The organism is Streptomyces sp. NRRL F-5135 (genome assembly GCF_000719775.1).
In the GTDB taxonomy this organism is placed as follows: Bacteria; Actinomycetota; Actinomycetes; order Streptomycetales; family Streptomycetaceae; genus Streptomyces; species Streptomyces hebeiensis.
Genome location: NZ_JOHR01000007.1, coordinates 123,267 through 136,937, shown reverse-complemented (window position 1 = coordinate 136,937; position 13,671 = coordinate 123,267). Strand labels below are relative to the sequence as shown.

Genomic DNA, 13,671 nt, shown 5'->3' with positions numbered 1-13,671 from the left:
CCGGCGGACTGACGGGCTGTCAGCAGACGGGCCGTCAGGAGGCCCGCCCAGGGCAGTGCTCATCGCGAGCCGCGGAAGTCCGCTCCCTCGACGATCAGGCCCGCCACCAGCGCGCCCGACATCCCCGCGTGGGCGAGCCCGCCGCCCGGATGCGCCCAGCCGCCCGCGAGATACAGCCCGGCAGGCCCGGCAGGCGAGTTCGCCGGGTGCAGCAGCCGGCCGCCCGCCCCCGCCAGCGCGGGCGCCGGCACCGAACCGCCGTCGGCGCCCGTCCGCGCCGCCGTGTCGGCGGGTGTCCCGACCTCCCGCCACAGCAGCCGCTCCGCCAGACCGGGCACGGCCGCCCCGGCGGCCGCCACCAGCACGTCCGCGTAACTCTCCCGCAGCGCCGCGTCGGTCCAGTCGACGGAGCCGCCCCCGCCCGCTGAACCGGCGGAACCGGCGGCACTCGCGGAACCGGCGGCGCCGTGCGGCGCGACGGTCGCGGTGAGCGTGACCGCCTCATGGCCCTCGTCGGGGCGCGTGCCCGGGTCGTCGGGCCGCAGCACCGTGACGGTGGGCCGACCGGCGGGCCGGCCCGCGAAGACCTCGGCCGCCTCGCCGTCCGTGTCGGGGGAGTGCACCACCGTACGGTGGGCCGCGCCGGCCTCACGGGCGCCGCGCAGGGCCAGCAGGACGGTGAACCGCCCGGGTACGAGGCCGACTTCGCCGGCCGCGCCGGGCGGCGGTACGCGCGGCGCCACGTCGTCCCCCTCGCCGTACGGCGCGCGCTCCAGCAGCCGTCCCGGCGCGATCCCCGCGACCACCCGGTCGGCCGCCGCGGCCGTGCCGTCCGCCAACTCGACGCCGGTGACCGCGCCGTCCTTCTCGACGATCCGGGCCACCTCGGCGTCGAAGACGAACTCGACCTTGCGCGCCAGGCACCTCTCGTACAGCGCGCGCGCCAACTCCCGTATGCCGCCCCGGACATACCAGCTGCCGAAGGTCTGCTCCAGATACGGCAGGACGGCCGCGCTCGCCGGTGCGCGCCGTGGGTCGATCCCGTAGCCCAGGGCGTACCACCCCAGCAGGGCGGCGAGCCGGTGATCGGCCAGTTCCCAGGCGCCGACCTCCGCGACCGTCGACGCCCGCCGGGCGGTGCGCAGCAGCCTGCGCCGTCGCGGCGCCGGATACGGGTCCCGGCCGAGCGCCTCCAGGTCCGCCCGCAGCGGTTCCTCCAGCAGCGGCCGGCGGGTACGGTCCCAGGCGTCCCCGGCCCGGTTGAGGAACGCGCCCCACCGCTCGCCGGCCCCGGCGCCGAGCGCCGCGTCCAGGGCCGCGACCACACCGCCGCGCGACGCGTTGGGCAGGCTCACGTCCGTACCGTCGGCGAAGACGTGGCGGCTCGCCGGATCGACCTGCTCCAGCCGGACGCACCGCTCCAGGGGCTCCTTGCCGGTCTTGACGAACAGGTCGCGGTAGACCGCCGGCAGGTGCAGCAGTCCCGGGCCGGTGTCGAAGACGAAACCGTCCCGCTCGAACCTGCCCAGCGAACCGCCGTACGTCGCCGCCCGCTCGTACACCGTCACCCGGTGGCCTGCCACGGCCAGCCGGGCGGCCGCCGCCATGGCGCCCATCCCGGCGCCGATCACCGCAATCCGTGCCATGGCCGGAAACTCTACTGTCCGCAGGCCAGGAGACTGTCCGCCGGGACCGGGGCGGAGTACGGAGGTGTGAGTACCCGTACCTAGTGGGCGAGATGAGTAGCGGCGCGGATGGGAGCCGACCCGCGCGGACGGGAGAGTGGAGACCACGGAAGGGGCGCGGCACCGGCACCGCCGACACGGGGCGGCGGAACGGTGCGGTTCCCCCGACGGAACGGGGGTGCGCGTCGGCCCGGTGAGGCTCAGGGGGATTGAGCTTCACCGGGCCGGCGTCTTTTCGTCGTCGTGCCGTCGTACGGGCCGGGTCGTGCCGTCGTACGGCCGGGGACGTGCCGCGTCGTACGGGACCGGGGCGTGGGCCGGGGCCTTGTCGCCGTACGGGACGGCCGGGCCGCGAACGTGTGCGGTCCGGCCGTCTCAGCGGCCGCCGACCCGTCCGTGCAGGAGCCGCGACAGCGCCGCGTGGACGTCGTCCATCGACCGTTCCGGCTGGAACGCCTGCCAGTCCAGGGCCGCCACCAGCACCATCCCCACCAGCGCGGCGGCCGTCAGCGAGATGTCGATCTCGTCGCTCAGCTCGCCGCCCTCGACGGCCTCCCGCAGCACGGTCTCCACGACGGCCACGGCCTGCTGACGCACCACCAGGAGCGTGGACTGCCAGGCCCGGTTGGTCCGCCACAGCTCGGCCACGTACAGCTGGGTGAACGCCGGATACCGGTCGATGAAGACCAGCCCCGCCCTGATCATCGCGTCGAGCGCGTCGACCCGGGTGCCGCCCCGCTCCGCCGTCGCCTCGGCGGCTTCCCTCAGGGACGAGGTGAGCAGGCCGACACCGTGCCGCAGCAGTTCCTCGAAGAGCTCCGTCTTGCTCTTGAAGTTGTAGTAGACCGTGCCCTTGGCGACCCCGGCCCGCTCGGCGATCTCGTCCACCGTCGTGGCCGAGAAGCCCTGTTCGGCGATCAGGGTCACGGCGGCCTCGTAGAGCTTCTGCCGGGTGGCCTGGCGGCGGGTGCTGCTGCTGTCCATGGCGATGATTGTCACAGGTCGCCGCTCCGCGCGCCGGTGATCCGGCCACCGGCCCTCACAGGCTCAGCTCCGGATGCAGCCGGTCCACCGTCCACACCTGCTTGCGGCGGGCCGACAGGGCGGTCAGGGCCAGCGCGCCCGCGGTGAACGCGGCGAGTACGGCGCAGGCCTGCCAGACCGGCCCCGTCCCGCCGCCCGTGATGAGTCTGCGCAGGGCCTCCACCACGTAACTCATCGGCAGGAAGGGGTGGACGGCGGCGAAGAACCCCGGGCTCGTCTGCACGGGATAGGTGCCTCCGGCCGAGGTGAGCTGGAGCATCAGCAGGGCGAGGACCAGGATCCGGCCCGCCGGTCCGAACCGCGCGTTCAGCCACTGGACGATCGCCGTGAAACAGCAGGTGACCAGGGCGAGGAAGCCGACGGTCCCGGCGGCCCTGGCGAACTCCAGGCCGATCGCCCAGTGCAGCACGGACAGCAGCGCGCCGGCCTGGAGCAGTCCGATCGCCGCGACGGGCAGCCAGCCGGCCAGGGCGATCCGCCAGGCGGCGGCACCGGCGGCCAGGGCACGCCGGTTGAGCGGCTGGATCAGCATGTACGCCACCATCGCGCCCACCCAGAGGGAGAGCGGGATGAAGTAGGGGGCGAAACCGGTGCCGTAGTTGGGCGCCGCGTGCAGGGAACGGGACGCGAGCTGGACGGGGTCGGCCATCACGTCCGTACGGCGGTCCCGCTCCCGCCGGTCGTAGTCGGGGATCTTGTCCACGCCGTCGTTCAGGCCGCCGGCCAGTTCGGTCGAGCCGTCGGCGAGCCTGAACAGGCCGCCGTCGAGGGAGGTGGCGCCGGACGAGAGGTCACCGATGCCGGTGTCGAGCGAGGCGGAGCCCTTCCGCGCGTCGCTCAGGCCGGTGTGCACCCGCTCGGCGCCCTCGGCTACCCGGTGGGCGCCCGCGTTGAGAGTGTTGATCTTGGTGACGGCCGTCTCCAGATCCTCGTCCAGGTGGGGCGCGCGTTCGGCGAGCGCGGTCGCCTGCCGCTTCAGCGTGGCGAGCCGGCCGTCGAGCTTCCCGAGGTCGCCGCTGTTGTCCTGGACCAGGGAGTTGATGTCACCGGCGACATCGGCCACGGACGCGGCGGCGTTCCTGGCACGTTCGAGGGAGGAGCAGATGGTGGGGTCGGCCGGGGCGGTTGGGGCGGTGGGGTCGGTGGGTCCGCCGGGGATGGCGGGGTCATCGGGCGAGGGGGTGGCCGAGGCACCGGGGGCCGGGTCCGGGTCCGGGACGGTTGCCGTGCCGGGGCCGCTCGCCCCGGACGCCGAGGCACCGGCCGTCGCGTCGGCCGTTCCGCTCGTCTCCGTCCCGCTCGTCTCCGTCTCGCCGGTACGGGCCTCGCAGCGCGTCTCGTAGACGGAGTTCACGTCGTCGGAGGCCCGGCGCGCCTCGGCGGCGACGGTGGGCGCGGACGTCACGAGGCGGTCGAGGTCGTCCCGTACCGCCTGCGCGGAGTCCGCGACGAACCGGGCCGAGTCGCCGATCGCCTTGCCGTTGTCCTTGAGGTACGGACGGATGCCGTCCGCCACCGCGCCCACCTTGTCGGCGAGTTCCTGGGTGCCGTCCGCGACCTGCCGGGAGCCGGTCTTGAGGCCGGCCGCGCCCTCGTCCAGCCTGGTCAGCCCGTCCGCCAGGTCGCCGCTGCCGTCCTTGGCGGTCCGCAGTCCGGCCGTGAGGTCCTCCGATCCCTTCTTCGCCTCACCGATGCCGCTCTCCAGCCGGTCGGCGCCCTTGGCGGCGCGCTCGGTGGCGTCATGGATGTCGGAGAAGGAGATGAAGATCCTGTCGAGGAAGGAACGCGAGGCGTTGGTCGACGCGGCGGTGCGCACCTCGGCGAACACGGTCCGGGATATCTGGCCGACGATGTAGTTGTTGGCGTCGTTCGTGCGGACCTGGAGCGCGCCGGTGCCGGGCGCGTCGCCGGAGCTCGAGGCGATGCGCCGGCTGAGGTCGGCCGGCATGGTCAGGGAGAGGTAGTACGAGCCGTCCTCCACGCCCCGGCGGGCCTCGGCCGCGTCGACCTCGTGCCAGGCGAACACCTTGCTGTCGAGGAGACCCCGGGTGATCTCGTCGCCGGCGGCGATCTTCCGGCCGTCGGCGGTGGCGCCCTCGTCGTCGTTCACGAGGGCGACGGGGATCCGGTCGAGCCTGCCGTACGGGTCCCAGAAGGACCACAGGTAGAGCGCGCCGTAGAGCAGGGGCAGCAGGGTGACGGCGACGAGCGCGGCGCGCGGCAGTCTTCCCCTGCCGAACCGCTTGAGCTCAAGCGCGGCGAGTTTCGGCGAGCGCATCGGCCGTGTCCTCCTGTGTCCGTGGGGTCGGGTGGTCCGGTTCCGCTCGGCCGGCCGGCGGTGCCGGTGGCGCCGTGCGCGTCCTGCGCGCCGTCCTGAGCCGGATGACGGTGTCCGCCTCGTCGGGGGCCGTCCCGCCGCAGGCGGCGATGACGGTCGTGCCGCCGTCGGCGACCGTGCGCAGGAGCCGCCAGGCTTCGGCGCGGCCGGTGTCGGAGAGGCCCGGGCCGACGTCGTCCACGGCGAGCAGCCGGGGACCGCCGATCAGCGCCAGGGCCACGGAGAGGCGCAGCGCCTCCAGGCGTTCCAGGTCGCGCACGTGGGTGCGCTCGCCCTTGGGCAGGGCGTCGGTGTCGAGACCGGCGGTGGTCAGCGCGGCCGAGACCCGGCGCCGGGCCTCGGCGGCCCGCTCCGCGCGGGGGCGCAGCAGGGCGCGGGGCGAGCCGCCGAAACGGCTCCGCAGGAGCTCGCGTTCGCGCAGGTGCTCGGCGACGGTCAGCGCGGGGTCGAGGTCGTTGACCCCGGGCACGGGACCGAGAGCGCTGAAGCGGCGCACGGACCCCATGGCCCGGGGGAGGACCGCCCCGCCGACCCGGGCGCTGCCCTCGGTGGGGCGCATCCGGCCGGTGAGGGTCAGCAGGAGACAGGTGCGACCGGAGCCGGAGGCGCCCTCGACGGCGACGAGCGCGCCGGGCGCGGCCTCGAACCGCAGATGGCGGAACACCCAGCCGCGCGGGCCCTTCACCCCGAGGTTCTCCGCGGTGAGACCGGCGGCCGTCCCGGTGAGGCCGGCGGCCGCGGCCGGCGCGGGGTCCCCGTCCCCGGGGTGTCCGCGGCGCCCGCCGCCCCCGCGGTCGCCGTCACAGTCGGGTGCGTCGGTTCCGGCGGTTACGTCGGGTGCGTCGTTCCCGCCGTTTCCCTCGCTGTTCCGATCGCCCACGGGACCTCCCCGGCTAGTGCGCAATAACTGTACTGACTGGTCAGTGCAAAAGCTAACCCGTGTGCGTGTTCGAGGCAAAAGCCCTGGTCGGAGCCGATTGTCAGTGGCGGCCCGCACGATGGACACACACGGCCACAGCGCCGTCACACGACGACAGGAGGTTCCGTCATGGCCGGCACCTACCCCGGCGCCGCGCGTCGCCGCCGTACCGACGGCCCCGCCCCCGCACTGATCGGACCACCGAGCGACGTCCACCCCGTCCAGCGCCGTGCCACGGCGCCGCCCGCCGCCCTCGACCTGCTCGCCAAGGCGCGGGCCGGGCTGGCCGAGGCCGGGGGACTGGACGTGCCGAACGAGCGCTATGCCACCGCCCATCTCGCCGCCCTCCGCACCGCCGCCGCCGTGCTCGCGGCCCGGGGCCGGCCCGAGCCGGCCACGCAGCGGCGGCGGCGCATCAGGAGCGCGTGGGAGGTCCTGCCCGAGATCGCGCCGGAGCTGACCGAGTGGAGCGCCCTGTTCGCCGCGGGCGCCGAGCGCAGGGCGCGCGCGGAGGCGGGCATCCGGGGTGCGGCGACGGGGCGCGACGCGGACGACCTGCTGCGTTCGGCGGCCATGTTCCTGCGGCTGGTGGAGCGGATGCTGGCGCCGGAGCCGGCCCTGCCCCGGCCGCGCGGTGGTTCCGGCGAGCGCGGGGCGCCGCCGCGCCGCCCGGGCTCGGCGGAGCGGGGTGACGCGGCCGGCTGACGCGCCCGGCCGGCACGGCTCGGGAGGGAGGTGGCCGGGCGGCTCGGCGGGAAGCGGCCGTTGACCAGGAGGGAAGGCCGAGGCAATAGGGTGGTGACGAGCCCGCACAGTTCAACCGCCCCGGGCGCCCGGGGCGGCACCGCGCCAAGGAGTCACTGCCGTGTCGGACCCTTCCCCCGTTTCCGGTGCTTCCGGCGTCCCCAGTGCTGCCGGGTCTTCCGGGTCCACCGGTGCTTCCGGCGTCTCGGGTACTTCGGGCGCCGCGGCGGCTTTCGGCGGGGACACGCCCTCCCGCCCCCGCGGACCCCTGCGTACGGCCGTGGTCTGGGAGGTCCTCGAGGCCGCCCTCGACCGCCGGGTCAAGACGGGCGGGACCGCGGTTCTCGACGTGCTCGACACGGGGGGCGGCACGGGCAACTTCGCCGTGCCCGTCGCCCGGCTGGGGCACCGGGTGACCGTCGTGGACCCCAGCCCCAACGCGCTGTTCGCGCTGGAGCGCCGGGCGGCCGAGGCCGGGGTGGCCGACCGCGTCCGGGGGGTGCAGGGCGACATCCACGGCCTCTTCGAGGTGGTCGGGCGCGGCGGGTTCGACGCCGTGCTGTGCCACGGGGTGCTGGAGTACGTGGACGATCCGGCCGAGGGCCTGCGGAACGCGGTGGACGCGCTGCGGCCGGCCGGGGCGCTCAGCCTGCTCGCCGCGGGCCTGGGCGGCGCGGTGCTGGCCAGGGCGCTGGCGGGGCACTTCGCCGAGGCCCGGCAGGCCCTGACGGACCCGGCGGGCCGCTGGGGCGCGGGCGATCCCGTCCCCCGGCGCTTCACGGCCGATCAGCTCACGGACCTGGTCGGCGACGCCGGGGCGGCCGTCGAGGCCGTGCACGGCGTCCGGGTCTTCTCCGACCTGGTCCCCGGCGGCCTGGTGGACACCCAGCCCGGTGCCCTGGACGCCCTGTTGCGGCTGGAGGAGGCGGCGGCCGAACTGCCCGCGTTCCAGTCCGTCGCCACACAACTGCACGTACTGGGCGAGAAGCGGAGCTGACCGGAGCCCGCGGCATGGCTCCGGCCCGGCCTGGCCGGTGGCCGAGAGACGGCCGCCCAAGGCTTCCCAAAGGCGGCGGAAAAGGCCATAGGGTGGCTGATCAGCGTCGCGACCACACATGGAGTGCGCCACAGGCCCCCCGGCGACGCGCCGAGCGCCGTATGATCGGGGTACGCCGTCCGGCATGACGGTTCGACGGTTGGGGAATCAACGCTTCAACGGCCGAACCGACGTGGCGGCCCGGACTGACTGAATGGCATTGAGGGCGGGTTTCACGGGGGCGAATCCCTGCCTATCCTTGAAGGGGCCGCATACCGGTCGCCCCCCGCGACCGACGACGAGGAGGACTCCGTGCCGCTCTCGGAGCACGAGCAGCGAATGCTCGAGCAAATGGAGCGAGCGCTGTACGCCGAAGATCCCAAGTTCGCGACAGCGCTTGAGGGAAGCGGGCTGCGTACGTATACCCGGCGACGGGTCTATCAGGCGGTCGCAGGCTTCCTGGTGGGAATCGCGCTCCTCATGGCCGGAATGGTCGCCCAGCAGATCTGGATCAGTGTGGTGGGGTTCCTCGTCATGCTGGGCTGCGCGGTCCTTGCGGTCACCGGCTGGCGCAAGGCGCCGAAGCCGGGCGAGCAGCAGTCTTCGGGCGGACCACAGGCCGGTGGCCGCCGACCACGGGGGCAGCGGGGCTCGGTGATGAACAGGATCGAGCAGCGGTGGCAGCGCCGCCGGGACGAACAGGGCCAGTGAGCCAAGACTGAGGGGCGAACGCGTCACGCGTTCGCCCCTCAGTCGTGTCCGGGCCCTGCCCGGACAGGCGTGCACCGCCGCGAATCCGACGTACCGGGACCGGGCTCCGGGCTCCGTGCCCGGGCCGGCGGCCCGGGCACGGAGCCCGGTTCACGGAAGAAAGCGCCGGGAGGGGAACCGTCCGCCGCGAGTGCGTCCCGCGGCCACGCGTCCCCCACGCACCTCAGCGCGCCCCCGGCAGCCGACGCGGCAGCGACAGGCGGACGTCCCGGAGGCGGGCCGTGAGTGCCTGCCACCGCTCCGAGGCGGACCAGATCACCCGTACGGCCGAGCGCGGGAGGAACAGCGCCCGCAGACGGGTCCGGCGGGGAACCGAGGACGCCATGGCCTCGCGGACCCGCCGGGCGTCGTCCGCCAGGCCGGGCGCCGGGCGGGGTTCCGGCGCGTACAGCACCTGCTCGACGGAGCCCGCCACCCGGTGCACCGCCTGCGCGGCGTCCCCCTCCAGCCGGCCCAGCCGTATCAGCCGGTCCGCCGCCTTGCGGGGGGTGAGCGCGTCGTCGGGCGGGATGCCGTGGTCCCAGGCGGTGTCGGTGATCTCCTGCCAGGCCGCCAGTGTCCGGGCAGCGGTGTCGGCGGTGGCCGCGCTCGTCCGGCCGCCGGAGCCCAGGCGGCGGGCCCTGGCCCTGGTCCGCCACAGCAGTGGCAGCAGCGGCAACGTGATCACGACCAGCGCTCCCAGAACGCTCAGCAGCACCGTCCCGAACGGGAAGCCCGGATCCGAGGGCGGCGGGGCCGCACCCGGCGCGGCGCTGCCGCACGCCTCCGGCCGCCCGGAGTCCGCCGGGCAGCTCGGCGAGCCGGACGGCTCGGCCGACGGCGTCTCGGCCGGGTCGGTGTCCGCGCTGCTCTCCGCGCTCGGCGTGTCCGTCGGCGTCTCGGGACGGGTGTAGTCGGGCGCGCTGCCCCGGCTCGGCGTCGGCTCGAAGCGGGTCCAGCCGACCCCTTCGAAGTACAGCTCCGGCCAGGCGTGCGCGTCCCGCAGACCGACCGACATGCTGCCGTCCGGCTTGGGCGTGCCCGGGGTGAAGCCCACGGCGACCCGCGCCGGTATGCCCAGCGTGCGGGCCATCGCGGCCATCGTGAAGGAGAAGTGGACGCAGAATCCCTCTTTCCTCTCCAGGAAGCGGGTGATCGCGGTGATGCCCGTGCCCGAGTCCACCTCGGTGTCGTACGTGAAACCGCCGTCCAGCGCGAACCAGTCCTGGAGCCTGACGGCCCTTTCGTAGTTGTTCGCCGCGCCTTCGGTGACGTCCTGGGCCGTCGACCGCACCACACCCGGCAGGCCGGCCGGGACCCGTGTGTACTCCTCCAGCAGGTCGGCGGGGGGCGGCGGCGCCGAGGCGAGCTGCTCGCTCGTCGGGTTCACCAGCAGACTGTCGACCTTGTACGCCGCGCCCTGCGTGGACTGCCCGCGGTCGCCCACCAGCGTCCGGCCCTCGGGCTCGAAGCGCCAGCGGCCGTCGATCCGCACCCGCGTCGCCGGATAGGGCATCGGGAGGTAGTTCTGCCGGTACCAGCCCGCGGCCGAAATGCTGGTCGATATCTCCTCGGTGCCGACGCCGGGGCCCAGCCCGGACGCGCCGGGCAGCCGGTCCGGCACATCCTCCACCTTGCGCTGGGAGAACCGCCAGGACGTCCCGTCGAACTTGTCCAGTGCCATGATCCGCAGGTACAGGTTCTGGGTGTCCCGCGCGTTGGTCCGGTAGGTCAGGGCCTCCCGGTTCTCCGGCTGGTTCAGGTTGTTCTGGAGGGAGACCAGGGGATTGACCGCGGAGATGGTGCCTCCGCCGCCCAGCCCCGAGCCGGCCGACCGGCCCGCGTTCGCCAGCAGTCCGCCGTCCAGGGACGGCAGGGCCGCCGGGACGGCCAGCGCGACGCCCAGCGCCACCACCCCGATCCTGCGGCCGGTGCGGACCGGAGCGCGCTGGGGCGAGCCGGCGAAGACCGCGAAGCGGCCCGGCTCCCGCGCCGGGGCGCCGAACACCCGGCCCCACTGGGAGAGCCGGTCCCGGCCCTCGGCCAGCAGGAGCAGCAGGTAGCCGCCGGCCGCCAGCAGGAACCAGAGCCGGCCCCCGGCCCCGCCCGACAGCCCCGAGGCGACCGAGTAGAGGGCGAGCAGCGGCAGCCCGGCCGGCGCCGCGCTGCGGAAGGTCACCGCGAGGGCGTCCACCGCGAGCCCGATGACCAGGACGCCGCCGATCAGCATCAGCTCGATGCCGTCGGTCGCCGGCGCCGGTATCGCATAGCGCCCGACGTCCTGGCCGCCCGCCGTCAGCAACTCGCCGAGCTCCTGGAAGGCACCCGGGGACGGCAGGAAACCGAGCAGCGCCTCGTCGCGGGCGAAGACCATGGTGAGCATCAGCAGCACGGTCATGGCCTGCAGCGCCACGGTCAGCGGCCGGGCGAGCGGCACCCGCCGCGCCAGCGCGCCGACCGCGCCCAGGACCGCCAGCATGAAGGCGGCCCGCACCAGCCAGTCGCCCGTGTCGACCAGCGGCACCAGCGAGCCCGCCGCCATCAGGGTGGCGGCGAAGGCGCACAGGGCCAGCCGTCCCGGACCGCTCATGACCATCCTCCGGTGAAAGCCGACGCGGCGCCGGTGACCGCCGATTCCGAGCGCTGCCGCGCGGCCTGGCGCCACAGGTCGGGCAGGGCCGCCCCCGAGGGCACGGCGACCGCCGTCCAGCCGGCCTCGCGCAGCCGCCGCAGCCGGTCCTCGGCCCGGTCGTCCGGTGCGGAGCCCCGCACCCAGTCGGCACTGTCGAGCACGAACGCGACGGCGGCGGCACAGCGCTGCCGCATCCGCGCCGCCACCACGGTCTGCTCCTCGTCCAGGTCGCCGAAGAAGGCGACCAGCAGCCCCTCCGCACCGCCGCGCAGGACGTCGTAGGCGCGGGAGAGGGAGTCCTCCCCGGAGTGGTCGACCACCGCGAGGGTGTCCATCATCAGTCCGGCCGAGTCGGCGGACTCGGGGGCCGCCCCGCCGAAGCCGCCCGCCCCCTCGCCCGGTACGGAGCTGCCGGTGTCGGTCAACAACCGGACCGCGAAGCCCCGTTCCAGCATGTGCACCAGCGTGGAGGCCGCGCCCGACACCGCCCATTCGAAGGCGGAACCGGGGCCCGCTCCCGCGTAGGCGACGCGCCGGGTGTCCAGCAGGACCGTGCACCCCGACCGCTGCTGCTGCTCCTCGCGCCGCACCATCAGCTCGCCGTAGCGGGCCGTGGAGCGCCAGTGCACCCGGCGCAGGTCGTCGCCGTAGCGGTAGCCGCGGGGGATCACGTCGTCCTCGCCCGCCAGCGCCAGCGAACTCTGCCGCCCGTCGCCGTAGCCCGCGGACTCGCCCACGAGCGGTACCGGGGGCAGCGGTTCGGTGCGCGGGATGACGGTCAGCGTGTCGTACGCGCTGAACGAGCGGGTCAGCTCGCACATCCCGAACGGATCGCTCAGCCGGAGCTGGAGCGGTCCGAGCGGGTACCGCCCGCGCAGGTCGGAACGGACCCGGTAGGACACCTCCCGGCGGCCGCCCGGCTCCACCCGGTCCAGGACGAAGCGGGGCCGGGGGCCGAGGACGTAGGGCACGTGGTCCTGGAGCATCAGCAGCCCGGTGGGCATCCGCGTCACGTTGTCCATCCGCAGGTGGACGCGCGCCTCGGAACCGGCCGGCACCCGCGAGGGGTACAGCCGCCGGCTGCCGGTGACCCGGTAGCGCGTGCGGTACAGGACCGCGACACAGATCAGGGGCAGGACGGCCAGCAGCAGGCCCACCCGCAGCAGGTCGGACTGGCCGAGCACATAGGCGCAGACGCCCGCGGCGACGCCCGCGGCGAGGAACGACCGGCCGCGCGTGGTCAGTCCGGACAGCGCGGCCCGCGGCCCGCCCGTGTCCCTGTCCCCTCGCCCTTCTCCTCCCTCTTCCCTGTCCCCTTCTCCGCGGCGCTCCCCGCCGCGTTCCGCGCCGTGCGGGCCCTCCGGGCGCCACGGCCCGCCGGCCTCCATCACAGCCGCCGTGCGCCGGGCTGCCGGCCGTAGACATGCGGCCCCGGCACGCGTCCCGGCCCCGGGGCCCGGCCGCCGTCCGCCGTGGGCACGGGCGTGCGCCCGAGGATCTCCCGCACCACCTCCTCGGGCGTGCGGCGGTTCAGCTGGGCCTGGGCCGTCGGCAGCAGCCGGTGCGCCAGCACCGCCACCGCCAGGGACTGCACGTCGTCGGGCAGCGCGTACTCCCGGCCGGCCAGCGCGGCCGCGGCCTTGGCGGCCCGCATCAGGTGGAGCGTCGCACGCGGGGACGCACCGAGCCGGAGGTCCGGGTGGTTACGGGTCGCGCCGACCAGCTCGACCACGTATCTGCGCACGGAGGCGGCCACATGGACGGCGCGCACCTCGTCGATCAGCTTCACGATGTCGGCCGCGTGGGCCACCGGCTGGAGGTCGTCCAGCGGGGACACGCCGCCGTGCAGATCCAGCATCTGCACCTCGGCCTCCGCGCTGGGATAGCCCATCGACACCCGGGCCATGAAGCGGTCGCGCTGCGCCTCCGGCAGCGGATACGTACCCTCCATCTCCACCGGGTTCTGCGTGGCCACCACCATGAACGGGCTGGGCAGCTCGTACGACTGCCCGTCGATGGTGACCTGACGCTCCTCCATGGACTCCAGCAGTGCCGACTGGGTCTTGGGGGAGGCGCGGTTGATCTCGTCGCCGATCACGATCTGGGCGAAGATCGCGCCCGGTTTGAACTCGAAGTCCTGCCGCTGCTGGTCATAGATCGACACACCCGTGATGTCCGACGGCAGCAGGTCGGGGGTGAACTGGATCCGCCGCACCGACGAGTCGATGGAACGGGCCAGCGCCTTGGCCAGCATGGTCTTGCCCACACCGGGAACATCTTCGATCAGCAGATGTCCCTCGGCGAGCAGTACGGTCAGCGAAAGCCGTACGACCTCGGGCTTGCCCTCGATCACACCCTCCACCGATGTGCGGACACGCTCCGCAGTGGCGGTCAGATCTGTGCGGCTCGCACGATCGTCATAGGTCGTCACCGGCCCTCCTCGGCCCTTTCCCCGGGCCGAGGCTCCGTCAGACGGCCCGGCCCACCCAGAACACGGACACCGCCCGCCCGTCCACCCGGACG

At 74.7% G+C, this 13,671-nt stretch carries 10 protein-coding genes; 3 read left to right on the top strand and 7 right to left on the bottom strand.

The features are described 5' to 3' along the window. Positions 1-59: 59 nt before the first annotated feature. The 4 genes from IG02_RS0113145 to IG02_RS36285 form a co-directional block, all read right to left on the bottom strand. On the bottom strand, positions 60-1,646 hold the full coding sequence (locus IG02_RS0113145; RefSeq protein WP_199814011.1) for a phytoene desaturase family protein: 1,587 nt from the start codon (positions 1,644-1,646) through the stop codon (positions 60-62). Positions 1,647-2,060: 414 nt separating this feature from the next. After that, positions 2,061-2,669, bottom strand: a complete 609-nt coding sequence (locus IG02_RS0113140; protein WP_030745849.1) for a TetR/AcrR family transcriptional regulator — start codon at positions 2,667-2,669, stop codon at positions 2,061-2,063. A 55-nt stretch (positions 2,670-2,724) separates the two neighbouring features. Continuing rightward, positions 2,725-5,007: a YhgE/Pip family protein gene (locus tag IG02_RS0113135; RefSeq protein ID WP_030745846.1), complete on the bottom strand. Its 2,283-nt coding sequence runs from the start codon at positions 5,005-5,007 to the stop codon at positions 2,725-2,727. Then, on the bottom strand, positions 4,979-5,752 hold the full coding sequence (locus tag IG02_RS36285) for an ATP-binding cassette domain-containing protein (protein WP_051765026.1): 774 nt from the start codon (positions 5,750-5,752) through the stop codon (positions 4,979-4,981). The genes IG02_RS0113135 and IG02_RS36285 overlap by 29 nt, the downstream gene beginning before the upstream one ends. A gap of 363 nt (positions 5,753-6,115) precedes the next feature. On the opposite strand from IG02_RS36285, the gene IG02_RS0113125 reads away from it, so the two are divergent. The 3 genes from IG02_RS0113125 (at position 6,116) to IG02_RS0113115 (ending at position 8,477) form a co-directional block, all read left to right on the top strand. Further along, positions 6,116-6,691, top strand: a complete 576-nt coding sequence (locus IG02_RS0113125; RefSeq protein ID WP_030745840.1) for an SAV_6107 family HEPN domain-containing protein — start codon at positions 6,116-6,118, stop codon at positions 6,689-6,691. Positions 6,692-7,010: 319 nt separating this feature from the next. Continuing rightward, the gene (locus tag IG02_RS0113120; RefSeq protein WP_037802871.1) at positions 7,011-7,727 is read left to right on the top strand and encodes a methyltransferase; all 717 of its coding nucleotides are present in this window, start codon (positions 7,011-7,013) and stop codon (positions 7,725-7,727) included. 351 nt (positions 7,728-8,078) lie between these two features. Continuing rightward, positions 8,079-8,477 carry a DUF3040 domain-containing protein gene (locus IG02_RS0113115; RefSeq protein ID WP_030745834.1) on the top strand — a complete coding sequence of 133 codons (399 nt, stop codon included), beginning with the start codon at positions 8,079-8,081 and terminating at the stop codon, positions 8,475-8,477. Positions 8,478-8,700: 223 nt separating this feature from the next. On the opposite strand, the gene IG02_RS0113110 is transcribed toward IG02_RS0113115, so the two are convergent. From IG02_RS0113110 to IG02_RS0113100, 3 genes are read right to left on the bottom strand one after another with little or no spacing between them, the layout of a single operon-like run. Next, positions 8,701-11,106: a transglutaminase TgpA family protein gene (locus IG02_RS0113110; RefSeq protein ID WP_051764923.1), complete on the bottom strand. Its 2,406-nt coding sequence runs from the start codon at positions 11,104-11,106 to the stop codon at positions 8,701-8,703. Then, a complete protein-coding gene (locus IG02_RS0113105; RefSeq protein WP_078854437.1) occupies positions 11,103-12,536 on the bottom strand; it encodes a DUF58 domain-containing protein in 1,434 nt (477 codons plus the stop codon). The genes IG02_RS0113110 and IG02_RS0113105 overlap by 4 nt, the downstream gene beginning before the upstream one ends. Next, a complete protein-coding gene (locus IG02_RS0113100; protein ID WP_030745826.1) occupies positions 12,536-13,579 on the bottom strand; it encodes an AAA family ATPase in 1,044 nt (347 codons plus the stop codon). The genes IG02_RS0113105 and IG02_RS0113100 overlap by 1 nt, the downstream gene beginning before the upstream one ends. Positions 13,580-13,671 lie beyond the last annotated feature (92 nt).

Coding starts and splice junctions, on each gene's coding strand:
- IG02_RS0113145 (WP_199814011.1), bottom strand. CDS start 1,646: ATGGCACGGATTGCGGTGATCGGCGCCGGGATGGGCGCCATGGCGGCG.
- IG02_RS0113140 (WP_030745849.1), bottom strand. CDS start 2,669: ATGGACAGCAGCAGCACCCGCCGCCAGGCCACCCGGCAGAAGCTCTAC.
- IG02_RS0113135 (WP_030745846.1), bottom strand. CDS start 5,007: ATGCGCTCGCCGAAACTCGCCGCGCTTGAGCTCAAGCGGTTCGGCAGG.
- IG02_RS0113125 (WP_030745840.1), top strand. CDS start 6,116: ATGGCCGGCACCTACCCCGGCGCCGCGCGTCGCCGCCGTACCGACGGC.
- IG02_RS0113110 (WP_051764923.1), bottom strand. CDS start 11,106: ATGAGCGGTCCGGGACGGCTGGCCCTGTGCGCCTTCGCCGCCACCCTG.
- IG02_RS0113105 (WP_078854437.1), bottom strand. CDS start 12,536: ATGGAGGCCGGCGGGCCGTGGCGCCCGGAGGGCCCGCACGGCGCGGAA.